We start from the raw sequence: 24,710 nt of genomic DNA, 5'->3' as shown, positions 1-24,710 counted from the left end.
TCACTCACACACGCCGTGCTTGCCTTTGCCAGCCACCGACCAACGCACCTTGCGGGCTCCATCAGCGCCGAGGATCGCATCAAAAGGCTGCCCTGGCGCCACTATGGCACTGGGCAGGATCTTGAGGTTTAGGTCTGACGCCTACGGATGCGGCTAATGCCAAACAATGCAACCAGAGAAGTTAAGCTGAACAGGCTCCACTCTCCAAGTGTGGGGACTGGCGCTGGATTGCTTTGTGCTGGAGGCGTTACGCTGGAGGTCACTACAACCGTCACCTTGGCAGTAGCGCATGCCGGTGCAGGGTAAGTGCCTTGTGCGGTGCAGATCTGGTATTCAAAGGTATCGGTGCCGGTAAACCCTGCCGCCGGGGTGTAGGTGGCTGTGCCATCGGCGTTGTAGACGACCATGCCGTGTGCAGGTGCGGAAACCGCTGTTGCAGGGCCGGCCAGTGGCGCATTGGCGGGATCGGTCGATGCATCGTTGGCCAGAATGCCGACCGTCACTGGTGTATCGACCTTCGTGGTGGCAGAGTCGGCCGTGGCGGTTACGCCCAGCACGTTCACGCTCACCGTGGCCGTTTTGCACTGGGTAGGGGCGGTCTGCACGCACACCTGGTAGGTGAACGTATCGGTCCCCGAAAATCCTGCGTTGGGTGTGTAGACCACCTTGCCGGAACCATCGATGGTGACCGTGCCATTCGCAGGCGGCTGCGTAATGGTGGGCGGCGCGAGGGTTGCCGGTGGCGAAGAGGTGGTGTCATTGGCACGCACATCAATGGTGACAGGCTGGCCCTGCACGGTGTTGCTGGTGTCGGCAACTGGGTTGGGTGTGGGCGGAATGCCCAGCATCAAGTCAATGGTGGAATGCCTTGGCAGTCCCAGTTCCTTGGCCCGGATTTCGCAGACATCGGTAGCCTTCACGACCAGACCTGCTGTGGTGCCACCAAGAGGACCAGTGGTGGGGCTTGCCAGCTTCCAGAAGGAATCGGTGGCGCCCGCCACCGGAGGGGTCTGCACCGGATTGTTGGCCGTGGCGATCTGCAGGTATTCGACCAGGCTGGCATCCACCTGCGTGCCGTCACAACGGTAGAAGCGATACTCCATGGCGTCGGCTGAGTCGAAGTCATGGCTGAACAGGGTCGTTCCCACCACCATCGGCGCCTGGAACTTCATCGAGATATCGCCGCCACCCACTTCCCACACATTGCCCGGGTCCGTCGGAAGCCCGATATTGGCCGGCAGATCGGTAGAGCTCATGAGCGCAGTACTTTGTCCGCTGCCCCAGGTTGCCCAGACGGTGGGGGCTGTGCCCACGGTGTTGATCGTGAACGGAGTCCCACCAATCGTTGCATTGATCGGGGTGCCCGCTGTGGGGGTGGGAACGGCCGTCACAAACTTGGCCATTTTCCAGCCGGTGAAATACTGGGAATTGGCAGCTACCGGGGTTTCTGCATGGGCCGCAGCACTCACTAGCATTGCTGCACACAGTACCCGGGTTCTTGGTATTTTCTTCATTTTGCTTTCCTCTTGGGATTCAATTGAATTGAGTCAATAGTAGGTGCCTAGAAATGGATTTTCGTGATTGATGTACTTAATTGACTTTTTGTTGCCGGAAAAAAACATATGGCTTAGAAAGCTCAGCATTTTCCCCGCCTCTTTAGTCTTATGTGCCGTATGGGCCTTGTTGCATAAATCGGTCTGAGGCTGAGTCTCCCCAAACCCCAGACGTAGTTATGCCAGGGCCACCGTCTGGGGCGTGCCCAGCTCGGTGAAGCGATTGAGGATGGATGCCCGAATGCCCGGCTCGACTACTTGTCGCTCAAACGTCCTGGACATCACCTTCTCACCCAAGCGCTTGAAGCAATTCATCTTCGTCTCCACCAGTGATCTGCGGTGGTAGCCGCTCCAGCGTTTCCAGATGGCACGACCCAATTGCTTGCATGCCTTGACTGCCTCATTGCGATGGGTGAATGCCAGTCCTTTGCGCAGCCTTGCTCCTTTTCGCGGCGGGATAACGGGGATGACTCCCCGCCTGTGACAAGCCTCATGCACGTCCTGCGTGTCATACGCTCCATCACCCGTGAGGCTGACCACAGTTTCATGGCTGGGGATTTGATTCAGTAACTCGGCACCCACTGGCGAGTCACCGACTTCATTGGTGGTCACAACGATGGCCCGGATCTGCATAGTGTCGGCATCAATACCCAGATGCACCTTGCGCCATTGACGGCGCCGCTCTGCACCATGCTTCTTGGTTTTCCACTCGCCTTCGCCCAGGAACTTGATGCCCGTGGAGTCAGCGAGCATGTGCAGGCCCTGGCTGCTTGGACGGTAGTGCACTAGAACATCCAGACTCTTTTGCCTACAGCACACCGTGCTGTAGTCGGGCGTAGCCCAAGGCAGGCCCATCAATTTGAGTAACGACTGCACCAAGCCCAAGGTTTGCCGCAGAGGCAAGCCGAACAGACATTTGATGGTCAGGCAAAACTGGATAGCAGCATCTGAGAAGATGCGATTGCGGCCACGCTTGCCGCTTGGAGGGGCCAACCACTGCAGTCCAAAGTCCAGCCAGATGGTCAAGTCGCCTCGGGCCTTCAATGCTGCGTTGTACGCCTTCCAGTTTGTGGTGCGGTAACGCTTGCGCCCCCAGCTCGATTCACTCATCTGGCGAGCCTACCGCACTGCAGAGCTGGAGTTGTGCAACAACGCCCCTGCCATTAGTAAGAGCCCACCCGAATGGATATGGTCGAAATGCCTGAGCGGCTGTCCAGGCTCCCACGGGACACTGAGCGCCTCGCTTGGCATTTGAAACATCACCGAGGTGCGCGCTTTGGCAATAGACAACTCGTTCGATGCCAGCCAGGCACTGTCCATGCGCGAAAATGTGACCAAGTTGGCGCCTGTATCTAGGATCGCGAAGACTGCATTCAGACCGCGATCTCTGGCCGCGACGCGGCCCCGTGCCACGATGTGATCTGCTTTTTCGAGTGACACATTAGGCATTTTGTGACCACTCGGTCGTTTGCCATTGCTTGGCGGCATCAATCGTCGAAAGAGGGCGCATGGTGCGGTACAGATGCTGTTCGGCGGGGATGATCTCCACCATTGCATCGATCATCTCCTGTGGGTCCGCCTGATCAACTAGGCTGCCGCTAAAGTCCGGCATTGGCACGACCGCGGTTTCGGCGTCATACCACTGCACGTAGCTCTCGGCTCCAGTGTCATTGAATCCGGTACCAAAGACACCCGGATTTACAGTGGCGACCTTAATGCCATAGGGCGCGAGTTCAGCTTTCATAGAGCCTGCTATACCTTCAATCGCGTGCTTCGTAGCACAGTAAACTCCGAGAAACGGCACTACCAAGATACCACCCATCGACGAGGTCCAAACAATCTTGCCGGCCTTGCGGGCCACCATCTTCGGAACAATGGCCTGAACCAATTCCAGGTGGCCGAACAGGTTGATGTCGAACGACTCACGCACCCGTTGCATGGGGATATCGACGACGGAGCCACCTTCCATGATGCCCGCATTCAGGACCAAGACGTCGGGATCGAAGGATCCTGCTCTAGCAATGTCGATCTTGTCGAGCAGGTTTAGCTTGATGACTTCGAGGATGACTCCTGCTTCTGCGGCATCGGCGCGCAAGGTGCGAACTTGCGGCCATGTTTCGGCGGTGGCTGTGACCTTATGCCCGAGACGTGCGAGTTCGATAGCTGCGCCTCGGCCGAAGCCGGAACTAGCTCCGGTGATCAAGATTTTTTGAGGCATGCATATTCCTTTGGTAGTGGTTCGCTGCAGTATATTGATCGTCCACTATCTAAACAATCACACCAATCTGGGATGTCACGATGAACAGAGCTCACCAATTGAGATTCGGCGATATGTTCGCGCTCGCTGTGTTCCTCGCAGTCGCGGATCACAAAAGCTTTCGATCGGCGGCAATTGCACTGGAAGTCACACCATCGGCGGTCAGTCATTCTGTAAAGGCGCTAGAGCGACAGTTAGGGGTGCGACTGCTCAACCGCACGACGCGTAGCATGGCGTTGACCGTGGCAGGCGCGCACTTTGCAACGCAACTTCGCCCGGCTCTGGCGTCTATTGAGGAAGCGGTTCGTGTCGTCGGGGATTTGGGCGACACTCCTAGTGGAACGATTCGAATAAATGCGAGCGAAGGTGCCATTCAGATCGTGCTACGGCCTATCCTTGCGAGCTTCTTGCAGAAGTACCCGCAAGTTCAACTAGACATCGTTAACGATGGCCGCCTGAGTGACGTGATTGATGAAGGATTTGATGCCGGTATCCGGCTGAAGGAAGCCGTTCCGAAAGACATGATTGCAGTTCAGGTCTCGGATGACATTCGCTTTCTTGCAGTCGCGTCGCCCGCTTACTTTGCAACCTATGGCAAGCCCACTGCACCTCGGAACTTACTCGATCATGAGTGCATTCGGTTTCGTTTCGACAGCGGCTCGATCTATCGTTGGGAGTTTGAACGCGAGGGAAAGAAGGAAGCCATCGACGTCAAGGGGCGGCTTACGTTGACCGATCAGAAATTGATGGTTGAAGCGGCAACCGATGGCATCGGCATTGCATTCGTGCCCGACCATCTAACTTACGATGGTCTAAAAAGCGGTCGCCTGCAAACAGTTTTGGAGGAATGGTGTCCCGCGTATCCCGGCCTCTGTCTCTATTACTCGGGCCACCGTCATGTATCTAGTGCTTTGCTTGCTTTGATCTCCACCATTCGCCGAAGTTAACCTAGTCAGCAGCATGAGTCGACGCGGCAACTGCCATGACAATGCTGTGGCGGAGAGCTTCTTTCAACTGCTCAAACGCGAACGCATCCGACGTCGTATCTATACGACCCGCAGCGACGCGCGAGCGGATATCTTTAACTACATCGAGATGTTCTACAACTCGCAGCGCCGTCATTCGTCGGCCTCAGGGCTATCGCCCATCGAGTTTGAACAGCGCCATTCCCAACGGCTCAAGAGTGTCTAGCCAAGTCGGGGCGATTCACACAGGCCTCACAGCGGCATTGGTCGAATTGCCCCGATGGCCAGGCTCAAATCTGCAAACAACCTCTTGACAGTTCACAGCTAGTGGCGACTCAGGAGGGCAGTAGAGTCCCTTCAATCAGTGGGTGTTTGCCTGCCCTGGCACAGACCAAGGTCCTACACATCAAGACTGCTTAACACCCTTGCGCCGACGTGCCATAAAGGCCGCTAATCCCAGAATGCCTACAGAGGCGGCGCCGCCAGCCCAAGGACCCAACGGCACCGATGCAGCTACAGTAGACGGTGGCGTTGGCGGGGCTGCGTCATCAAGACAAACCCTGGCTACGCCGCTTCCCTTCATGGTCACTTTCATCGAGTTGATCCACTGGCTCGCCGATATTTTCACTTTGCCAGAGCTACTAAGGTCCGGCGCGGATATGACCGTACCGCCCTCCTGATCTAGATGGCCGGGACCAAATGCAGTACTCACCGGCAGCAGCGGCGTTTGCACGATATCGGCACTTGTGAATGCATACGCGGTACCGTCTAACGACACCGAGAAGGCATCACGAACAGGGTTGCCCCACGAAGGCTCCATCGAAGTCAAGTCTACGGTGATTGAACTCGCAAGAATCGGATGGTTAAAGGTGTAGGTGCAGGAAGTCATCGAGATGTCGGGCATATTTCCAAGGCCAACACCGTCAAAGCCATCTGGATAGAAGCCGGGGAGGAGCACCGAACTCATCGGGTTGGTAATCCCTTTGACTGTATCATTATCACAGCCGGTCACGGTGACCGCCCCGTAAGTGCCGGGAAGTGCGAGGCATTGATTAGCAGCAAAAGCCGCCTGTGTCATGGGCAGCGAAAGGCCCACCCAAACAACGTATTTTGATAACTTAAGCTTTAGCACCTTACCACCTCCATCGCAGCCATCACAGCGGTTGCATTTTGGGTGATGATAGTTTGCTTCTCTTTGCAACAACGTTAACAATATTATCGGGCTGCTTTTATTCAGACTCATCCGTATATTCCTTAACGTGGGGAGGGGCTTTGCACGTGGAAACCGTCTCCTATGCTGGGTGATGCAATGTCAACAAGGAGAACGGAAATGACGAATTGGATGCGCCGAAGGCACGTTATACCTTGGAGTTCAAACTGAAGGCGATACGGCTATTCGAAGGCGGCCAGCTCATAGCGGCGGTGAGCGGCAATAGCTAACACTGGCTCCAGTCCAGAGCGCCTGTTGTGTTGCTTGTGGGCCGCATCCTTACGATTGCTGGCAGGAGTTCAAGGCTGAAGAAGCAGGACAAGCAAACCAGAAACGACCTGTAGAATTAAGTCTAAATAGTCTGGTTTTGTCCCGTTCTTGTCTCGTTTGTGTTTTTAAGCTGCTTCTTTGCTTGATTCTATTGCAGAATTTTGGTCCCCAACAGGAGTCGAACCTGATTTTGGCCTATTTTGACTGAATTGCACTGATAATTCATACAGTTTTCACTGTAGGAAAACAGTTAAATACCGCCTAATTCGGCCTTCGTGTCCCAGCTTTCCGCTGAAATGTAACCGTCCAATTTGCGGCGCTCAGTTCCCTTGTCGGCATGGTCGAACCAGCGGCTGTATACACGGTAGAACATTTCGACCGAATGCCCCATTTGCCGGCTGCCCACGCGGGCTTGATGCCACCTTCAGGCAGATGGTCGCAAAGGTGTGGCGCGTCTGCCGTCACGCTGGCGCATGCTGGATACCACGCATTGTGGGCCTCCACCACTTATCAAGCGGGGCTCAGTCCATGTGAACGACTGCCCGTCAATCCCCCACAAACACCACGCCACCGGCCAACTGGGTCAGCTTGCGCTGGTGCTCTAGCACGCGCAGGGTGCGGCTTGTCAGTTCAATCTCTCGGGCTGCTGATATTTTGGTGCCTTTCATCTTGCCCCGGGTGAGGGTCGCATCCACTAGCTCCGAGCCCGCGCGCAGGTCAACATTGGTCCATTTCAGGGCCAGCATTTCTGATGGGCGCATGCCGCTGAAAAATGAGAACTCGTAAAAGTCCCGGCCTCGGTCGCTGCCGAACTTGGTCAGAAGGTGTTCAACCTCCTCCTGAGTGAAGGGGTCAGGCCCAAGCTTTTGATGCTTGCGTATGAGAACCTGCAGGTGCGCGGCGCTTGTGTTGGTCTCGTGATTTTGGCGGCAAGGGTCGAAGGCCCATCTAGCGGCTTCGATGGGGCTTGCCGAATGCCTACGCATGCGATACAGGCTGAGGAAAAAGGAGATTTGCTTTGCCATGATTGGCCTCCATTCAATAGCCCAGTAGGGAGGGTTAATCAATGGCCGCAGGGCAGGCCTTCGCCTGGTGCCGGCTCGCGTTCTACGGGGAGCCGCAGCTTCCGCAGCGCTTTGGCGGGGTATGGGTGGGTTCAGTCATGGTGGGCTCCAGAAAATAAAAAAACCACTCATGTGGTGGGCCGCTTGGATGGTGCTAGTTCCTTGAGGGGGAGTCGAGCGCCGATAGGAGTCGGTTTTAGGTTTCCACAGTAGTTAACAGAATATGACTGCTATAGACATCTTCTTCTGGCATGGCGCTATTGCAGTGAGCAGTAATTTGCGAAATACTTGATACTCGAATTGCTAAGGTAGCCTTGATAGGCATTCACCATGACCGATGATCACAGATTCAAGGTACTTTTACCGCGTACACGTCACGCATTAGAGCGGAATGGCGTGGATTCGGCTGAAAAAATCAAAGCCATATATCCTGTTGGACTGTTGCGACTAAGAGGCTTTGGTTGGAGCGCACTTCGGGATGTCGAATCCGCCTTCTTTCCGGGCGAAAAATACGAACCTACTAGCTACCGCAGAGTTGGAAGACCGCTCAAAACAGCTAATGAGGATTTTTTGCGATCCCTATTTCTACAGAATACAAGCATATATAGATAGCTTCAAATTTCGCTGGTCCAGGTGCGTCTGCCCTCTCTCCCACACTTGGTTAGCCCTCAGGGGCCCGGCACCCTTTAAAAAAAGCCCACTCACCAGTGGGCTTTTTCTTTTTCTCAGGGCTCATACTCGCTGAACCCCCTCCGCTTTAGGAAGAGGTGGAAGCCTACCTTGTACCGAAGACCCAATGTTATATAGAAAAAAATTTCAGCGTACCTGTTTAGAGCAACCAATGCTTTGTAGCAGAGGGCTAGGTTGGCGAAGACAAGAGGTATTCGAGAGAAAAAGCCTCTGATGGCATGGTCTTGAAGAAAAAAGCCGCTTGCTCAACGAAGAGCTGCTCATGCAACTGACCCGGGTAGGTCATATGGGGAGGGAGGCACACGAGCGCGACACGAAGCTGCACTAGCTAACAAACTGTTTCGCTTGCTGCAAAGCAACCAAGCGATGGTATTTTTCGGAAGTTTTACGAATATCGATAGCCACAGCAGGCACATATAGCGACTGACTTTCCGCCTCGTTGAGCGATGAGTGGATGGCTAGGCATGGTGAGCATTAGGGAAGCTGCTTGCTGCATGGCGAACCCCTTTTTTCATTGATGGCTCTATGATCATTCTGCTCAGTGGTGTATACGTGTAGGTGATATCTGATGAGTGTCAATAAATATTAATAACTTTCATATTTTCACATAGTTTGAAACGCTGAAAAAATCCTTTGAGTTCTCCATGATCTTGCCCGGATACGCTCCGAGGGGGTACATGGCTGAGAAAGAACAAGAGGGCGTGAAGTTGGCCTTGGGTCTACTGACTAAATGCAAGACCTCGCTGAACATCCTCACGCATCTGCTGCCTTCTCTCTTCAACCGATACCCTGGAACACTAGGTTCGCTAGTTCTCAGGCAATGATCTGCACAACCCTGCATATGTGCCGACAGTAGCGAGGCGAAGAACTATCTGCTGAACCTCTATGGCCAGTTCCGGGACTGTACCGACGACCGCCTGTGGCTCTCTATGACCAGCAGGGTACTGTGACAGCTTCACGGGTTTGTGCAGTGGTGCGCTACTGCGCCAAGGAACTGGGTGTAACCCAGTTTTTTTATCGACCGCCTGATGGAGTGCGTGCAGGGTGAGGACGAGTACAAAGGCCAGAAGGCATTTGTAGACGAGCTGACAGCCATTGCCCGCGACTGACTACTCGAGCGCTGCGGGATGAACCAGGTCTCCGGTTAATGCATCTGGCCAAGCTGTAGGCCCGCTACAAGCGACGCAGGCGAGGAGTGCGGCTATATATTGGGCATACCGTCGAAGGACAGGGCATCGTCGTGGTCCTCTTGTGTGTAAAGACCGAGAGTGGGCAACTTCAGCGCACCTTGCACCAGCAACAGCGTGTAGCCATTGCGCACTATTATCAACTCGGCCGGGTCAACGCCGTAGGTGTTTTAGTCGAGAGAGTATGTGTTTGGCGTGTAAGAGATGAAAATCAGGGTCACGCGGCCCGCGCCGATAGCTATGTCGGCGTGTTCGACTGGGAGGACTGCAAGCACGAGCGGCTTCCCCGAAGCGTAGCACAGTCACTCGACCACGCCGTCGACCAATGCGCTTCCACAGGATGAGGGTTGTCAGGGTTGATGGCGAGGGGCGTTGACATGGTTCTGCTTCATTGTCGATAACCGCTTGGTCGGGTTCGATGGCTAACATCGAATTTTACTTTAAAGTTGGCCTACACTGATATTCTTGGCTCCAAGCGCTCCCATATACCTATCACGCTGGCCGGTACGCGTAAAATGGAAGTAGTTTTGGATGCCAGATTTTTTATTGCCAGCTGTCTGATGCTCATGGTAAATAAAGATATCAGTCATTGAAGTTTTATTTATTATCTTATGAATATGCTGATTTACAAAAAATTCTGTGATCCATTGCCAGAAAGAACCTCGCTGCAGCGAGCGAATGTTGGTAGCCTCCTAATCGAGGAGGTATTTCAATATATGGTCGTGCCTCCATGTGGTGAATCGGTGCCTGTTGCTCAGAGTGACTCTTTTTCTGAGATTAAAAATGTCGATCCGTATGCAGAAGATCCATACGATCAACTCGTGCAAGTCAAACACCAATTCAATAGTCTTTGTATAGAGTTTATGCAATTCAATGTCTTTACCTCCAAGGAGTTGAATGCAATTGTTCAGAAGGAGGATAGGGTAGCTGTATTGCAAGAAATATTGACAACTCGTCCCGTTGTTGAGTCTGGAATATTTCGAAGCTTTAGCTTCTCAAAAGGCTATGCTTTGCGATTAAGTAGAGAGACTTTACTGCTTATTGGTGGATATCGGGAGGTTATTTTGGAGGGGCGGTTACCTCCAAATAAGCAAGTATGGTTGATATTTACCAAGAAAAACTTTTCTATTTTAAGGAAAATATATACCAATATTGGAAAAATGCATGCACTGGTGAAGTACTTTGAGGGAATTCAAATTGCATCGGATTTTAATAGTAAAAAACCGGTTAAGCATGATAAAACGATGTACTTGGGCGAGGTGAAGGAAATTTTGCTGGATCTTTTGGAAGCGCAATCGAAAAATCAAGAAAAAAAATTCAATACAATTCGAGCTGCGCTTGAAGGTGTTCAAGATGAATTTAGTTCTCGCTACGAGAATCTAAAAGCAACCAGGGAATATGAAAGCGATCAGCTTTATTTCGATGTTCAACATCTTGTTCGTCGAGTTCAAACATGGCAAAGAGATGATGCAGTTTTTAAGAAGGCCGCATCCAAGTATATTAACTTAAAGCACTGATTCTTCAGTGCTTTACCAGATCCATGCGTTCAAAAGTGTAGGGTTATATTCTGCTGCATCCAAAAGAATGAAATCCTTGTCCATCTTGCTTGGTATTCATTTTGCAGGTATAGCTTGCCCGGGAAAACGCATCATTGTGGGACTGTCTGTCATCTTTTTTGATCATATAAGTAGGATTTTCCGGGATGTGAATCAAGCCTGCTAAGTCATCTATTACAACTCCCAATGCGCTGGCCCAGGCTTTGTGAACACGGCTGTACATGTTGTCTTTTTTGAGACTGAATTCTCCGATATAGGCGTATGCATCATGATTGAGTAGAAGGGTGATGTGATAGTGAACTCGGCCTGTGGTACTTACCTCTCGCCCCCATGTATATCGTAAGTCTGTATCATGCACACGATGACCTAGCTTTCTGCTTCTGTTTTGAGCGCTCTGGATCTGAGAGCGAAGGGAAGCAAAGAATCGATTCATTAGGGTATTGTCAGCAAGTGCATCGCTGAAATAATTTTCTGGAATATGAAGATCAAATCTCATCATGCATACGCGTGAATATTGACCCAGTGCCTTCTCAAAACAATCCAGTGTTCTGGATAAGTGCTCTTTAATCAATGGGCCATGGTTTGTTTGTACTGGATGTCCTTGAAAAGTGGGCTCATTGTGCAGGTGGTGGTTTGTGTTGGATGGGTTACGCTTCATGATGGACTCCATGGTTGTTTGGGGACATACGTTTTGAAGAGGTCTATAAAACTCAATATTTTTCATTTTTGAGGTTTTAGTCTTTCTACCTCATTCATCCGATGGGGACATTGGCGTGATGGACTAAGTACTTTAATGTGTTATTGATTTGAATATAGTTTTGTTTTTTAATGTCATGGCTTATTGGTGTCTTTATTTGCCGGTGATTTTATTAATGATGATTCTATTAATATTACTTAAACATACATGATGGTGAAGAATGTGGTCGTGGTTATAGGTGGGTGCTCTTCGGTTTTTAAAGAATTTTAAGAAGTTTTATTTTTGAAAATTACTCTTGAAAATAATCATTTCTGGCATGGCTATCACCATCCATAAACTTCTTCATTTGATGCTGAGGGCGAGAGTGAGGCTTGTACATCGTCAAAAAAAGGCTGCTACACCTGCGACATAGCAGGTGTAGCAGCCTTTTCATGCAATCAGACATGAAGCGGGATCAGTGCAACACTAACCGTGTTGCTCTGTAGCACATCATTCCAGACATCCTCAGTGGGGAGGGCCAGTATTTGGCGAGGAAGACTCCCATGAAACCCCATTGTATTGAGGACAACAGTGTTGGTGTGACGGCCACTATGGTGCCGTTCAGTGCGAACTAAGTTTTGTGCCTCCAAAATTCCCAAAGCTGCATTCAACTCCACAATTGAGCGGCAGCCATAGGGCCCATGGCGAAGTAGCCAAGTTCTGTTGATGCCAAAATGAGGCGATTTTTGATGGCTTTTCCAAAGAAATTCATAAACCTTTTGGGCATTCATGTGAGCGATTGTTATTGGGTCTTTAAAGCCAAATATCTTCTTGAACTCAGCGATGTAAACTTTACATAACTCAGCCGCAAACTTCACTGTGTCGGCACTGATATCCCCTTCGAGGCCACAGAAGCAATGCAGCACGGCAGCAATGCGGGACAAATTATTTGAGATCTTGGAGGCGAAATCTCGGATGTCTGCAAAAATGCCATTTTTTCCCAAAGAAGATTCCACCTCAGCGTAGAAATTCTTCCAAACCTTTTCGGCTTCTGGCGAGAAGTGCACTAGCTTCTTATCGGTGTCATCATTGTTATGGGTACGTTGCAAGAGCTCCGTCGCTCGGGATTGAAGCCATGTGAGGTATTCCTTATTTTTCGAAAGCTGACCCTCTGAAATTGCAAAATTGCCAAAACGTGTTCCTTGTGTCGACTCAGGTTCGGTAATGAGAAATCGGGCAAAGAAACCAGAGGCCCGTGCGCCGTCATCTTTGCGGTTTACCAGACGCTCCAGCATCTTTTTCTGAATCATTGCAGAGATTGTCAAGCGAGCTCCACGAACGATAAAGCTTGGCTTGGTAGACCGGTCTACATGCACATCCTCTCCATCCCAGAGCTTGTTCGCTCTCAGCAGAAAAGGCAAATTGGCCTTTTCAAAAAGAATACCGCCTTCGCTGGAACTAAGGACTGCATTGGGTGAGGTTTTGGCAAGGCTTTCGAGCAAAGCAGGCATGGTGGCATCCTCGAACAGCAGGCGCAGCAAAGAGGAGGGGCCTGGCTGGTTTTTGTAGTGCGCGAACAGCTTATCCTTGCACATACTCAATGCCTTTTCATCACTCTCGAAAGCTGCTTTGTCAAGAGCGCGTTGCAAACCCTTCAATTGGGATTTCCACAGGTCGTACTCAACCTTGCGCATCGCATCACTTTGTTGAGTGGTGTCCTCGTTCACCTTCTGCTCGAAATCCGACAAGACGCGCATAAGCTGAGAGTCCGTGGATGTTTTGCGCTCCCCCGATTCAGCGATGGTTAACACAAAAAGACTGGTCGGGCTGCGGCAGCTGCCTGGGCATTCGACATCAAAGAGACCTTGGGTACAGCTTGCAGCCATAGCCAGGGCGGAACTGAAGACCATTCCCGTTGGCGACTGGACTTGGGACTGTATGGCATGGATCGCTTGCTTAAATGACGCTATTGAGTTAGTGATTTTTTCTGGCTCTTCGATATAAATGCAGGCGTCGCTTATGGTGGCTGCTGGAGATATGTAGTAATTTTTCATAATTTTGGGGTGAGAAAGTGTAAGGGGGATATATCTGGGGGTACCAGAGACTCCTTATGAGTCTCTGGTGCGTTCTCGAACTGGACTGGGAATTGGTTAAGAGCGCCTTAGATGTTCCATGAATTGGTATTGCATGGTGTAAAGATGGAAGGCATGTGGTACCAATTCACTTTTTTGAGATTGAGTCATAGATCTTTTGTTTTAGTCCATTAATGGATGCGGCACTTTTGTACCCAGTCCATTACTTCAGTCTCAATCCAGCCAACTGAGCGCAAGCCCAGCCGGACACGTTTGGGAAAAGTGGGATCAAAGCATGGGCTCGACGGGTCGTATTTCGCAAAAAGCGTGCTGTGAGCAAGGCCCGTCATTTCTTTGACCTTTTGCATACGCACGACACGGAAGGGGCGGCTATCTTGGGAATGTTGGTTCACGATGAACTCCGTTGGTTGTTGTTGACGAAGCGGAGTATCGGGATACATGGGCAGCACAGGGATACCCGTGTACCAATCAAAAATTGATAGGGTGCCGTGCATCGTGTAACTTATTAATTTAGGTGCCGTAGTAGATACTTTGATTGCCCACTTTTTAGTAGCAAAAAACTCGCTGGATATACAGCTCAAAATTAACGTCTCAACCTGCACATGGAGCAGCGGTCGTGCCTTCGTCTCCAGCCACTCCAGTCCTTTCGATTCCAAAACTTTTCAGTCATATATTCCTGACGTGATGCGGTAGCGGTTTGCTGTAAAGCGAGCTGTTCCGCATTGATTTCATCTCACTTCCATCCCATCAGCGCCCCTGGCCTCCAAGCCCGGGGCGCTTTTCTTTATGTCAGGAATTTCTATGTCTATCCAATGTCCCCATTGCCACTCTCTGAATGTGCGCGCCAAGGGCGTTGCCAAGGAGCTGGGCCAGCGTGTGGGTTCTGCCGCAGGTACAGCCACGGGTATCGCCGGGGCCATGCAAGGCGCCACCACTGGCGCATCTGTCGGGTTTGTGGCCGGCCCCGTAGGTGGAGTTCTCGGCTCCTTGCTCGGCGCCATCATCGGTGGTGTGCTCGGCGGCACCGTGGGTCACGAAGTCGGTGGTCGTATCGGCGAGCAGATCGACGAGACCTATCTGGACAACTACGAGTGCCAAAGCTGCGGCAATTCGTTCAAGGTTTGATGCAAGGAGATCACCATGTCCCATCTCGTCGAAACCATGGCCTATGCAGGCCAGACCCCCTGGCACCAACTGGGCAACCACCTGCCTCGCAAACAGTCCCTCGATGTCTGGGCGCAAGCCGCAGGCATGCAGTGGCAGATCCTCGAAACACCGGTGCGCTATCTGGCGGCTGACAGCTCGGATGCATCTTCTGCCATGTATGCCGAACCCATGGAGTTCCCAGACCAGAAGGTGCTCTACCGCAGTGACACCAAGGCACCACTTTCAGTGGTCAGCAACCGCTACCAGGTGGTGCAGCCCCGCGATGTACTGGAGTTCTACCGAGATCTCACGGAAGTCGCGGGTTATGAGCTCGAGACAGCCGGTGTGCTCAAGGCCGGTCGCAAGTTCTGGGCTTTGGCGCGAACCGGAAAGTCAGCTGCCCTGAAAGGCGATGACGTCGTCCATGGCTATCTGCTCTTGGCAACCTCCTGTGACGGCACCCTGGCCACGGTCGCCATGCCCACCACCGTGCGGGTAGTCTGCAACAACACCCTGGCGATTGCCCTGCAGGGAGCAACCAACGCCGTGAAGGTCTCCCATTCCACCCGCTTCGATGCCCAGGCGGTCAAACGCCAATTGGGCATTGCAGTGGGTCAATGGGATTCCTTCATGTACCAGATGCGCACCCTGGCAGAACGCAAGGTCAAGAGCCACGAGGCCATGAACTTCTTCCTGAAAGTGCTGTGTGCAGCAGACAAACCAGGATCCAGTGGAGCAGGGCAGTCTACGGTGCTGACCAACGAGCGCGCCATGCAGAAGGCGCAGATGCTCTTTGACGGCCACGGGCGCGGTGCCACCCTGTCCGCAGCCCAGGGCACGGCCTGGGGTTTGCTGTGCTCGATCACCGAGTACGTGGACCACGAACGCCGGGCCCGCAGCCAGGACAACCGCCTGGACAGTGCCTGGTTCGGTGTGGGAGCTGCCGTCAAGCAGCGTGCACTCGAACACGCCCTGCAACTAGTGGCCTGAATTCACAGGCTTGCGGCGCGCACTTCGCCCTTCGGCCTTCTCCCTCTGTCCCTTCCTTTCTCATTCAAAGCTTTCCAACGTCATAGGCCCTCACCAGTGCGGTGAGGGCTTTGTGCTTTGGGCTTTTGAGATTTTGGGGCAGGGGATTGGAGAAGGCGGGCAGTCGCTTGCATTGGTCTTTCATTGTCTATTTCTTTACTCATTTCATTGGAGGCACCATGCCGACACCTATTTCAATACCTACACTAGCCTCACAGGCCAGACGCCCCGCGCTGCGCCTCGTTTCTACCCGGGACATGCCGCGTGAGACCTGGCTGGATGTGCGCCGCCAAGGCATCGGCAGCTCCGATGCTGCGGCGGCCGTAGGGCTCAACCCCTACCAGTCCCAACTCGAGTTATGGATGCACAAGACCGGCAAGGGCCATCTCCTCCCAGTTGTGGATCCCAACGACGAAACCAGCCCCATGTACTGGGGCAGCTTGCTCGAACCCATCGTCGCAGCCCACTACACCAAGCGCACCGGCAACAAGGTGCGCCGGGTCAATGCCGTACTGGGTCATCCCCAGGTTCCCTGGATGCTCGCCAATATTGACCGGGAAGTGGTGGGAGCTTCTGATGTCCAGATCCTGGAATGCAAGACCGCAGGCATCAACGGCGCCAAGCTCTGGAAGGAAGGCGTTCCGGAATACATCCAGCTGCAGGTCATGCACCAATTGGCAGTCACAGGAAAGCAGGCTGCCGATGTGGCAGTGCTGATCTGCGGGCAGGAGTTGCAGATCCACCGGATCGAGCGGGACGAGGCCATGATCGCCCAGTTGATGGCCTTGGAGGCGCAGTTCTGGGAGAGGGTGCAGTCCGGCCAGGCGCCCGATGCCGATGCGTCGGACAGCACGGCAGTTGCGCTGCGCAGCCTGTATTCGCAAGACAGTGGCGACACCGTGGACCTGTCCGTGGACGGGAGTGCTTGCAGCGCATTCGCCAAGCTGCTGCACGTCCGCAAACTCCTGCAGGACTGGGAGGCGCAGGAGGCATTGCTGAAACACCAGATTCAGCAGCGCATGGGAGCGGCATCGTATGCCACGTTCCCTGGCGGCTCGGTGAGCTGGAAGCGCTCCAAGGACGGCAAGGCCTTCAATACCGCTGCATTCGAGAAAGACCATCCGGAGCTGGCCAAGGCCTATACCAGCGCCAAAGCCGGATCACGGAGATTCCTGCTGCAGGAGTCGGGCTGAGCTTGCTGCTCAGGCCAGCACCCTGCAATCACCAGCCACTAATAAGCGTACGTCAATCCCAGATCACCGATCAGGACTCAAGCCATCCAACCATCCATTCATTTACCTAACAACCCATTTATCAACCTATTTGTCAACCTATTTGTCAATCGACTAGCCCCTTGCTTCTTCTCTGGAGCAAGGGGCTTTTGCATTTCTGGAGAAACACCATGATCAAAGGACTGATGATGACGCCCCCTGTGGTGGGGCGCATCTCCATCGGCAAGGTCATCGAGCGCAATGGCAAGCGATTGCCGGAGAAAGATGACGAATTCACCATCACCACCCAGGTCCAAAGCCGCAGGGGCTGGGTACTGCATCCGATGGATGCCATTCTGCGCGCGGAGATCACCGATCGGGCATTGATGACAACGGGCGTGGAGGTCACGGAGCTGCAGGCTCTACCTCCTGAGTTCGATGGTGCAACGCAGCAACCGAAACAGACATTGCAGGACAAGCTCGTCAGGCGGGCCAGGGCAGCCAATGTTTCCCAACCTACAAAGAGAGATCGCGAGCAAGACATCAACCCGGCGCAAAAGACTATGGCGCAGGCTGTCAGCCCGAACGATGGCAATGCGCCGGCCCATGCCCATACTGCCAAACCCAAGCTGCGCAGCATCCCCATCCGTGTCCTCTTCAACGACCCGGCACTGAACCTTCGGGCCAACTACACTTTGTTCGACCGGGCCACTGCACGGCCCCTCTGTGTGGGAGATGGACAGACCTGCAAGCGCACGACAGCCAAGGGTATCGAAGCTAGCCCTTGCGAAGGCCCGGACCTATGTGCGCTCGCCATTGAAGGCGGTTGCAAGCCGTTTGGGCGATTCCACATGCGCATTGACCACCCGGACAACCAGGCCGACGCCATGAGCACCTTTGTGCTGCGCACTACCGGGATCAATTCCCTGCGGACCTTGATGACCCGCATGCAGTACCTGCAAGCGGCTAGTGGTGGATTGCTGGCATCTCTCCCACTAGAACTGCGCCTGCGCGCCAAATCCACGGCCATGTCACACCGGACGCCGATCTACTACGTGGACCTGGGTATCCGCAATGGAATGCCCTTCGACGCAGCCATCAGCCAAGCGGCACAGGCTGCGGAATATGCGCAGAAGGTCGGCCACGACCAGGAAGCGTTGGAGCAAGCTGCCAGAGAAGGCTATGCGCTGGGACTGTTTGAGGAACTGGAGCAGGAAGCGACGGAAATCGTTCAGGAGTTCTATCCGCAGGCAGCAGAACCTACAGGGCAGGGGAGACATATGAAGGAGATGCGTCAACCCGAGAGAGGGAGAGGCAAGCAGCATGGCTGACTCTGCAGGCAAGGCGCTCATCCATTGCTACATGCATGGCATCCGGTTTGATGGTCCGTGGGAGTACCGGGTGACAAGCCCGTCGGGGCGTAAGCGCTGGAGCTACATGTTTCCGGATACAGATCGCGGCAGCGTATCGGATCCGGAAGGACTGGAATGGTGCCTGAGGCGCAGTGTGGCAGTGATGACGCAACGGCCTCTTCGCAGCATTGCTGTCTCTCTGCCATTGAGCACGTACGCAGATCACCACCATGGGTGGAAAGCGCTGTTTCCGACATGCGAGATCCGGAGTTTCAAGGCCATCGGAACCGAGTCGATGAACTGTCTAGGAACTGTTCTGGAGCATGGTGGCTGCGCACTGCTCAAGCTGATATTGCATCGCAGGCACTATGGCCAGTTGGAGGAAACCGCTTGTTGGGTCTGGGTGGTAGGTGTGGAGATGATGGCGTTGCCTGCAACGACAGGGGGAAACACACCCCGGTCAATCCATGCCATCAGGGCTGCACTGGTCATCAGTCATGCGTGGAGCGCGCCATGGGGTAGCGGGTTTGGCGCTCGTGTGTCATGGGATGCGCTTGGGCAATGCATTCTCTGCTCTGTGGACGGAGAGCGTTTGCAAGGCCAATGTGCGGAGGTTGTGACGATCGTGCCGAAACACTCTCAACATGTGACCTGAGAGAAGAAAAGGATGAACCCGGCTAGCGCCGGGTTCATCCTTTCTGATTCTCTTTTTTCTTTTGCGAACTTAGCAATGCTCGTGCTACCGGTGCGTCTCCGGCGGCTTGATCAATGTCCAGGCCTTCACATCCAGTGCCTGAGCGATGCGCTCAATATTGGCCAGCGACACATTCCAACGAGATCGCTCCACAGCCGACACGTAAGTTCTGTCCAATTCGCACTCCAGCGCCAGGCGCTCCTGCGACCAGCCTTTCTCGACACGTTTGAGACGCACCCAGTACGCAAATACATCGCGCAGGTTGTCGGGATCAGGAAGATGAGTAGGGGGAGTGGGTTTGGCAGACACTCTCCCAGCATCTGTTTCTGATACATTTACATCTACGGAGTTTGCTTCACATATTGATGCAGGAAGAAACCCAATCCGGCATCAGCGGGGCATCTCCCCGTACTGAATACCAAGAAAAGGAGTGCGCGCATGCGCTTGGAGCGTCTGTTGCCTTGGGTGTTGATGCCCAATATCGCCATAGCAGGTGGTGGAGGGGGAGGCATCGTCCTGGGACTGATCATCTTTCTGCCTATCCTGGTATGGGGTTTCATCAAGCTTTGGAAGTTCTGGTTCCAGATGATCTTTGGAGGCTTGAGTCGCGCACAGCCCCAGCAAGGCGGCTCGCACCCTGTCTTCCAGCCCATGGCGCAAGCGACCAAAGACTGTCCTTATTGCGCAGAACCTATTCTGGCCAAGGCCAGGAAGTGCAAGCACTGCGGCTCTGATTTGAGTTGATCATGAGTCGGGGCACCGATCTGACGGGACGATCAGCAACAGCCTTTGGCTTTCCATCTGTGAGTTGCCGGATCCCATCTTCATTGCCAGTCTCATCACCGGCGCATTCCCTCTGAACCACCCCTGACAGGCCGCTGAATAGATGCGCTGCTTGTTTCAGTCTTGGCCTTCGTGCGTTTTGATTGGATGAGTTTGCTTCACTTTTAGGGCTGTAGAGGCCAGACCGCTGCGGGTTATGTCCTTCTACGGTGCCACCAATAACGACAAGAGGAAGAGTCACAAATGCAAGAGAAATACAACGTTGTCCTGAGCGGACGACACCCTTCATCAGATGCGAACCAAGTGACGCAAAAGCTTGCGTCCTTGTTCAAGTGCACCCCCGAGCAGGCAGGGCGCTTGCTGTCGCAACCATCCTGTGTGGTCAAGAAGGATGTGACGGCAGATGTTGCTGGCAGGTACAAGCGGGCCATTGAGAGCACGGGCGCCCAATCCATCATCCAGTTAGTTCCTCAGGAAGCACCGTTGGACTTTGATGTGGTGCCTGCTATCGCGGCTGTTCCTGTTTCGGTATTTCCATCGGCATCGCCGTCCGTTTCTGCTGTTGGAGTTGGAGTGCCGATTCCTTCTGGACTCACTGCTGACGCCATACAAGCACCCGCAGCGGTATCCATTCCTGCATCTGCTCCTGTGGCACCTCCCGCTGACATCCCTGCGCCGACCGTACAACCGCGATCTGCAACAGCTTCATCGCTGTCGCGCCAGGAGGCCATCCAGATCTTTGTTGGCAAGAACCATGGCTACTTCGAGGGCAAATGGAAGGAGGCGGCGCAGCGCAAGCACCAACTGTCCTGGAACTGGGCTGCCTTTTTTGTCGGCTTTGGTTGGATGGGGTACCGCAAGATGTATCTCTATTCCTGGATCTTCATTGGCGTAGTCGTTGCTGAACTGATTGCAGAACTTGCCATTGGCGTTCCCAGCTCCATTGCGAGCAGCATCAACCTCGGTATTGCGATTGGTTTTGGCCTGAAGGGCAATGCCTGGTACCAGCAGCATGTGAATCAGCGGGTGGACCAGATCCTCGCATCGCACGCGCCTGAACAGGCCCGCATCGAACTGGCCCGGCAGGGTGGCACCAACATCGGTGCAGCCGTCGGCTTTGTGGCCGCGCTGCTTGTCTTGCTCGGAATGATCGGCGTCATTGCGGAAGGTTGACCCCCTTGATCCAGTAAACCGCCCTGGTGGATCGGATCAACCGGTGCGACTTCCATGGTTCCCCGATTCCCATCTTCCGTAGTACGTTGGATCCGCCGGGCTCCTTTGACCACCAATATCCATCTCTGAATCCTCCATGAAACAGACAACATGCGCCGCCATACTCATGACCGTAGCCCTGGCGGGATGCACGGACCGTGCAAGAGATCGCGTCTCTTCTTTGGTCGAGCGCGCCCAATCAGCCTTTGGATCCGAGGACACCAAAGAGCCAGCGCCAGCGTCAGCGACGCCGGATTTGCTCACCCAGCTGATCTCCTGGGATGCCATCGGCATGAACCTGACGTATGTGCAGAAGAGAGCAGGGCCCGCTATTCGGTCCGAAGACCACCGGCATCACTACATGGTCCAAGGCTGCCAATTGGTGCTGAGGAGCGATCAACAGGACAAAGCCATACGCTCGGTCCAGGTGGCACTCTCGCCGGGGTGTGATGTGGATGTTGGTGGATTGTTGGGCATGACGCAGCGGCAAACACTCAATGCACTGAGCTTTAGGGCGTTTGAAGATGCCATGGGCTCAGGGCAGTACCTGGCGGACTGTCTTCGGGACTGCGGCAACGCCTATATTCCCAATGTCTACCTGGTCGCGCAAGGGAGCAGGGCATTGCAGTTCAGGCAGATGATGATCACTGCTGAATTGGCAACGGATCCGGCCATGGAGGCAGCAGGGCGGTGGGCTGATGCCATGGTGGCGAAGGAATCCGAAGACTGGGTGGTGAGAGATCTGGGATTCAACTGCCAGCCTCAGAAGCACCGCGATGTGGCAGCGCAGGCGCTGCGCACTGTCAAACCCGATTTCTTCAGCTTTGGGGATGAGTTGGAGTTCCCCAAATGTCCAGCGGCAGAGGTGGCATCAAATGATGAACCGAAAGTAGGAACATCGACTGTTTCGACTGTTTCGACTGGCATGGTTATGGTCCCGCAGCCAGCAGGCCGGTGCGACATGGACTACGACAAGCGGCTACGCGCTGCAGGCCTGAAAGCGAACGAGGTTTCCATCCATGGACCCGAGGACGAAGACTTCAAGGGCTATGGGTGCGCCTACCGCATCACGCCTGCGCCAGGCAATGCGGTACCGCCGGGATCGACGGTGACCTATCGAAGTGCATGGGAGGCCGGATGAGTCTCAAGCATGCCAGCTATCCCTTTCGGACGTCTCTCTATGGCTTCTCTTCATGGACCACAGCAGTGGCCCCGTTCACCTCTCACACATCTATGAAAAATCTCTCCCTCGTTGTGGCTTGCTCCACCATTGCTCTTTCTGCTTGCAGCAAGAGCCCCGTTGACATCGTCAAGTCCAGCTATATCGATGGTGCTCGTACCACGACAGTTGCCAACGGCCTGGGCAAGCGGCCACTGTGCAAAAGTACCCATTGGGATAGCTTCAAGGACGAAAAGGGCCGCGCGGTGGTGCAGTACAAGTGCAGCATCGCAGATGGCAATGACTTCTTGAAGGAGAGGAGAGATGACTACCTGGAGCGCACAACCAAAGATGCGGAGATTGCTTTGAAGCGTGCGGTGAGGGAGCGTGACAACATCGTGCAACGAATTGAAGAAGACTACCCCGACTCCCGGCGAAACATTGAGCGTTTGCAAAGGGGGATCGAGAGGTTTCGGGCAATGCCCAAACAGGGGCTGACCGAGAGGGAACAAATTGATGCTCGCTTGTCTCAGATCCAGGAAATAGAACGAGTTCTGGGTGAGAGGCGGCGTGATGCTCAGCGTGAGCTGGAGTCCTCGGAGCGAGACATCGTGAGTGCCCAGAAGAGGAACGATCCCGAGACCTTGAAGAAAGAGGCGTTTGCACGGCACCCTGTTTACAAGGAGGCTTCAGAGATCTTTCAGTGGATCGTGAATGGGGAGGGGCGGGCAGTGCTCACCTATGGTGAGATTCAGGCGGTGAATGCCAATGGTCAGGAGCAGACGCTGATGAAATACAACCAACCGGGGGCAATGCTCGATCTAGCGACGCAGGCGCAGGAGAGCAAGATCCTGGATTACATGCGCGGGATTGGTCTGGCTTCATTCACGGGAGCATTGAGAGAGTAATTTGTCTGCCTCAACTGCGGGATGACACTTTCTGCGGTCGTTGTACAAAAGGTTTAGATTGCGTTAACTGGCAGGAATTGGCTGATCTGCGAAGCTCGTCTACCTGACCAGGGACAGTCCACCCAGATCGATTAACTTCTCCACGGTGAGCTGGATTTATGCAACACCTCAATTGGAACTAACGATTTTGAAAACTGTCGTCCATTATCTAAATTTATTAGATCGCCACGATTCTATTATATTCGAAATTAATATAGCTGCCCCTCTTGCTATTCTGGCCCATCCAAAAGGTCGCGGATCAGCAAGCATACTCAATGCACGTGCATAATCGAGGGTTAGCCCAGGGGTCCAAGCCATCGTGACTGCGCGCTTTCTTATTTGCGCAGCAACCCATAACTCAGGTGTGACTAATATCCTCAATAGGCTCAACCATCCCGCGCGCGGGCCATGCAAGCGAAAAACAGCACCATCTATTGCAGCTTCAAGTGCATTCGAAACCGAGCTTGAACAATTTCTATGAGTCAGATTATAAATTTTCTTCAATTTATAATTTTCCCAGAATTCTTTCAATTTTGATGGGTCATAATTTCTTATTTTCACTTGAACAGTGGATGGACACCAAGCTTTGGACTCGGTCGCATAGTCTGGTTGAAATACCCCGGGAACATCATTTTCAGCAGTTGCTCGCAATATACGCCCAAATTCGTCAGGAGAGCGATCTATCTCCACACCTGGGTAAAGACTAATATAGATTCCCTCTGGTGATTCAAGTGCCGCATGTCCTGTAGAGATGACACCATTGACATCGACAGCAGCAATATATCGATCAATGAGCGGGTAGGACTGCGTTGGTGCTTTGGATGATCCTGTTGGAGTCCACACATGAACTACCAGTGCATGTTCGTTGTCGCAAGGAGGACCATTCCATTCCTTTTTTTCAATTTTTCCGACTCCTTCAGAAAAATTAATTCCACTTGAATTAATATTATTTCCCGCATTTGATATCGATACCCTATCAAGGCGCCGAACACGCGAAGAGAGTGTTAGAAGATGAATTCCTCCAAATATTAGAAAAATTCCCAACCCATACGGCAACGTCCCCACATAATGAGTAGGGTAGGGTTGAAAGAAAAATATTGCAATCAATATCTCAAAGATACCCCATAGCAATGCAACCTTCCATCGCCTATAGCGAACTATCCATGAAGATATGCATTGCAATACGCCATCGAGCATAAACAATGCACCCAAAAGCATGGATAGCAAAAAATTGCCATTATGAGATCCAGCAAAAATAAGAATTGATGCCAAAACAACTATAGAGCCTTTGAAATAACGTAACATACGCTGGCCACCAACGCCTGTCCAAGCAACTGCAAGGGTCGCAAGTCCCTCGATCAGAAATAGCCATGCAAAAAACTGTATGGGGAAATAAATTGCGTTATCTAGGGCGTCAATAAAAATGGCAATGCCGGCAATCACCCAAATTAATCCTATGATTCGTATAGCGTTTGCACGCTTTTGAAGATATTCAACACCCAATAGCAAGAAAATCAGCTGAACCATTTTCAAATTCCTTTAATGAAGATGATATATTATTGAAATTTAATTAATTCAAGAGCGATTTAAAGAAATTTAAATAGTGGTAGCTCTGATGCCATAGAAGATTGTTAGACAATTTAAGAAGCAGGTTAT

Annotated in this window: 22 protein-coding genes and 1 pseudogene; 12 read left to right on the top strand and 11 right to left on the bottom strand. The window is 53.0% G+C overall.

The window, feature by feature from the left end; genetic code table 11:
- Window positions 1-128 precede the first annotated feature (128 nt).
- From ABIE32_RS12430 to ABIE32_RS12415, 4 genes are all read right to left on the bottom strand, one after another.
- Window positions 129-1,514: an IPTL-CTERM sorting domain-containing protein gene (locus ABIE32_RS12430; RefSeq protein WP_429016564.1), complete on the bottom strand. Its 1,386-nt coding sequence runs from the start codon at window positions 1,512-1,514 to the stop codon at window positions 129-131.
- A gap of 216 nt (window positions 1,515-1,730) precedes the next feature.
- The gene (locus tag ABIE32_RS12425; protein ID WP_429016561.1) at window positions 1,731-2,663 is read right to left on the bottom strand and encodes an IS5 family transposase; all 933 of its coding nucleotides are present in this window, start codon (window positions 2,661-2,663) and stop codon (window positions 1,731-1,733) included.
- A 9-nt stretch (window positions 2,664-2,672) separates the two neighbouring features.
- Window positions 2,673-3,002 carry a GlcG/HbpS family heme-binding protein gene (locus ABIE32_RS12420; protein ID WP_429016559.1) on the bottom strand — a complete coding sequence of 110 codons (330 nt, stop codon included), beginning with the start codon at window positions 3,000-3,002 and terminating at the stop codon, window positions 2,673-2,675.
- Window positions 2,995-3,771, bottom strand: coding sequence for an SDR family oxidoreductase (locus ABIE32_RS12415; protein ID WP_429016557.1), 777 nt, complete (start codon window positions 3,769-3,771; stop codon window positions 2,995-2,997). Before ABIE32_RS12415 ends, ABIE32_RS12420 begins: the two co-directional genes overlap by 8 nt.
- An 80-nt stretch (window positions 3,772-3,851) precedes the next feature.
- On the opposite strand from ABIE32_RS12415, the gene ABIE32_RS12410 reads away from it, so the two are divergent.
- Complete coding sequence (locus tag ABIE32_RS12410; protein WP_429016554.1) at window positions 3,852-4,757, top strand: LysR family transcriptional regulator; 906 nt, start codon at window positions 3,852-3,854, stop codon at window positions 4,755-4,757.
- Window positions 4,756-5,001 (top strand): annotated as a pseudogene (locus ABIE32_RS12405) (IS3 family transposase); the annotation flags it as partial. The gene ABIE32_RS12410 and the pseudogene ABIE32_RS12405, both read left to right, overlap by 2 nt.
- Window positions 5,002-5,181: 180 nt before the next feature.
- Here ABIE32_RS12405 and ABIE32_RS12400 read toward each other — a convergent pair.
- On the bottom strand, window positions 5,182-6,018 hold the full coding sequence (locus ABIE32_RS12400) for a hypothetical protein (RefSeq protein WP_429016551.1): 837 nt from the start codon (window positions 6,016-6,018) through the stop codon (window positions 5,182-5,184).
- 782 nt (window positions 6,019-6,800) lie between these two features.
- Window positions 6,801-7,280: a hypothetical protein gene (locus ABIE32_RS12395; RefSeq protein WP_429016550.1), complete on the bottom strand. Its 480-nt coding sequence runs from the start codon at window positions 7,278-7,280 to the stop codon at window positions 6,801-6,803.
- Window positions 7,281-9,813: 2,533 nt separating this feature from the next.
- Between ABIE32_RS12395 and ABIE32_RS12390 the strand changes: the two genes are divergently transcribed.
- Complete coding sequence (locus ABIE32_RS12390) at window positions 9,814-10,713, top strand: hypothetical protein (protein ID WP_429016548.1); 900 nt, start codon at window positions 9,814-9,816, stop codon at window positions 10,711-10,713.
- Between the two features lie 43 nt (window positions 10,714-10,756).
- Here the strand turns inward: ABIE32_RS12390 and ABIE32_RS12385 are convergent, their stop codons facing one another.
- The 3 genes from ABIE32_RS12385 to ABIE32_RS12375 all read right to left on the bottom strand — a co-directional run bounded on the left by ABIE32_RS12385 (window position 10,757) and on the right by ABIE32_RS12375 (window position 14,177).
- A complete protein-coding gene (locus tag ABIE32_RS12385) occupies window positions 10,757-11,410 on the bottom strand; it encodes an inovirus Gp2 family protein (RefSeq protein ID WP_429016545.1) in 654 nt (217 codons plus the stop codon).
- 476 nt (window positions 11,411-11,886) lie between these two features.
- Window positions 11,887-13,482: a YfjI family protein gene (locus ABIE32_RS12380; RefSeq protein WP_429016543.1), complete on the bottom strand. Its 1,596-nt coding sequence runs from the start codon at window positions 13,480-13,482 to the stop codon at window positions 11,887-11,889.
- A 209-nt stretch (window positions 13,483-13,691) separates the two neighbouring features.
- On the bottom strand, window positions 13,692-14,177 hold the full coding sequence (locus ABIE32_RS12375; protein WP_429016541.1) for an AlpA family phage regulatory protein: 486 nt from the start codon (window positions 14,175-14,177) through the stop codon (window positions 13,692-13,694).
- Window positions 14,178-14,322: 145 nt separating this feature from the next.
- On the opposite strand from ABIE32_RS12375, the gene ABIE32_RS12370 reads away from it, so the two are divergent.
- The 5 genes from ABIE32_RS12370 to ABIE32_RS12350 all read left to right on the top strand — a co-directional run bounded on the left by ABIE32_RS12370 (window position 14,323) and on the right by ABIE32_RS12350 (window position 18,914).
- On the top strand, window positions 14,323-14,646 hold the full coding sequence (locus ABIE32_RS12370; protein WP_429016538.1) for a hypothetical protein: 324 nt from the start codon (window positions 14,323-14,325) through the stop codon (window positions 14,644-14,646).
- 15 nt (window positions 14,647-14,661) lie between these two features.
- On the top strand, window positions 14,662-15,657 hold the full coding sequence (locus ABIE32_RS12365; protein WP_429016535.1) for a DUF932 domain-containing protein: 996 nt from the start codon (window positions 14,662-14,664) through the stop codon (window positions 15,655-15,657).
- 218 nt (window positions 15,658-15,875) lie between these two features.
- Window positions 15,876-16,889: a YqaJ viral recombinase family protein gene (locus tag ABIE32_RS12360; RefSeq protein WP_429016534.1), complete on the top strand. Its 1,014-nt coding sequence runs from the start codon at window positions 15,876-15,878 to the stop codon at window positions 16,887-16,889.
- A 209-nt stretch (window positions 16,890-17,098) separates the two neighbouring features.
- Window positions 17,099-18,238, top strand: a complete 1,140-nt coding sequence (locus tag ABIE32_RS12355) for a phage capsid protein (RefSeq protein ID WP_429016533.1) — start codon at window positions 17,099-17,101, stop codon at window positions 18,236-18,238.
- The gene (locus ABIE32_RS12350; protein WP_429016530.1) at window positions 18,231-18,914 is read left to right on the top strand and encodes a hypothetical protein; all 684 of its coding nucleotides are present in this window, start codon (window positions 18,231-18,233) and stop codon (window positions 18,912-18,914) included. Before ABIE32_RS12355 ends, ABIE32_RS12350 begins: the two co-directional genes overlap by 8 nt.
- Before the next feature lie 84 nt (window positions 18,915-18,998).
- Here ABIE32_RS12350 and ABIE32_RS12345 read toward each other — a convergent pair whose 3' ends face one another.
- Window positions 18,999-19,262, bottom strand: coding sequence for a helix-turn-helix domain-containing protein (locus ABIE32_RS12345; protein ID WP_021027136.1), 264 nt, complete (start codon window positions 19,260-19,262; stop codon window positions 18,999-19,001).
- A gap of 129 nt (window positions 19,263-19,391) precedes the next feature.
- Here ABIE32_RS12345 and ABIE32_RS12340 point away from each other — a divergent pair, with 129 nt between their 5' ends.
- From ABIE32_RS12340 to ABIE32_RS12325, 4 genes are all read left to right on the top strand, one after another.
- A complete protein-coding gene (locus ABIE32_RS12340; RefSeq protein ID WP_429016527.1) occupies window positions 19,392-19,697 on the top strand; it encodes a hypothetical protein in 306 nt (101 codons plus the stop codon).
- Between the two features lie 363 nt (window positions 19,698-20,060).
- Window positions 20,061-20,909, top strand: a complete 849-nt coding sequence (locus ABIE32_RS12335; RefSeq protein WP_429016524.1) for a DUF2628 domain-containing protein — start codon at window positions 20,061-20,063, stop codon at window positions 20,907-20,909.
- Window positions 20,910-21,075: 166 nt separating this feature from the next.
- Complete coding sequence (locus ABIE32_RS12330) at window positions 21,076-22,089, top strand: hypothetical protein (RefSeq protein WP_429016521.1); 1,014 nt, start codon at window positions 21,076-21,078, stop codon at window positions 22,087-22,089.
- Between the two features lie 92 nt (window positions 22,090-22,181).
- Window positions 22,182-23,015: a hypothetical protein gene (locus ABIE32_RS12325; RefSeq protein ID WP_429016518.1), complete on the top strand. Its 834-nt coding sequence runs from the start codon at window positions 22,182-22,184 to the stop codon at window positions 23,013-23,015.
- A 204-nt stretch (window positions 23,016-23,219) separates the two neighbouring features.
- On the opposite strand, the gene ABIE32_RS12320 is transcribed toward ABIE32_RS12325, so the two are convergent.
- Window positions 23,220-24,581: an HdeD family acid-resistance protein gene (locus ABIE32_RS12320; RefSeq protein WP_429016516.1), complete on the bottom strand. Its 1,362-nt coding sequence runs from the start codon at window positions 24,579-24,581 to the stop codon at window positions 23,220-23,222.
- Window positions 24,582-24,710 lie beyond the last annotated feature (129 nt).

The organism is Comamonas sp. 4034, from assembly GCF_050434545.1.
Lineage (GTDB): Bacteria > Pseudomonadota > Gammaproteobacteria > Burkholderiales > Burkholderiaceae_C > Comamonas > Comamonas odontotermitis.
Note: the sequence above shows the minus strand (reverse complement) of the source record. Positions and strands in the feature narration are given on the sequence as shown.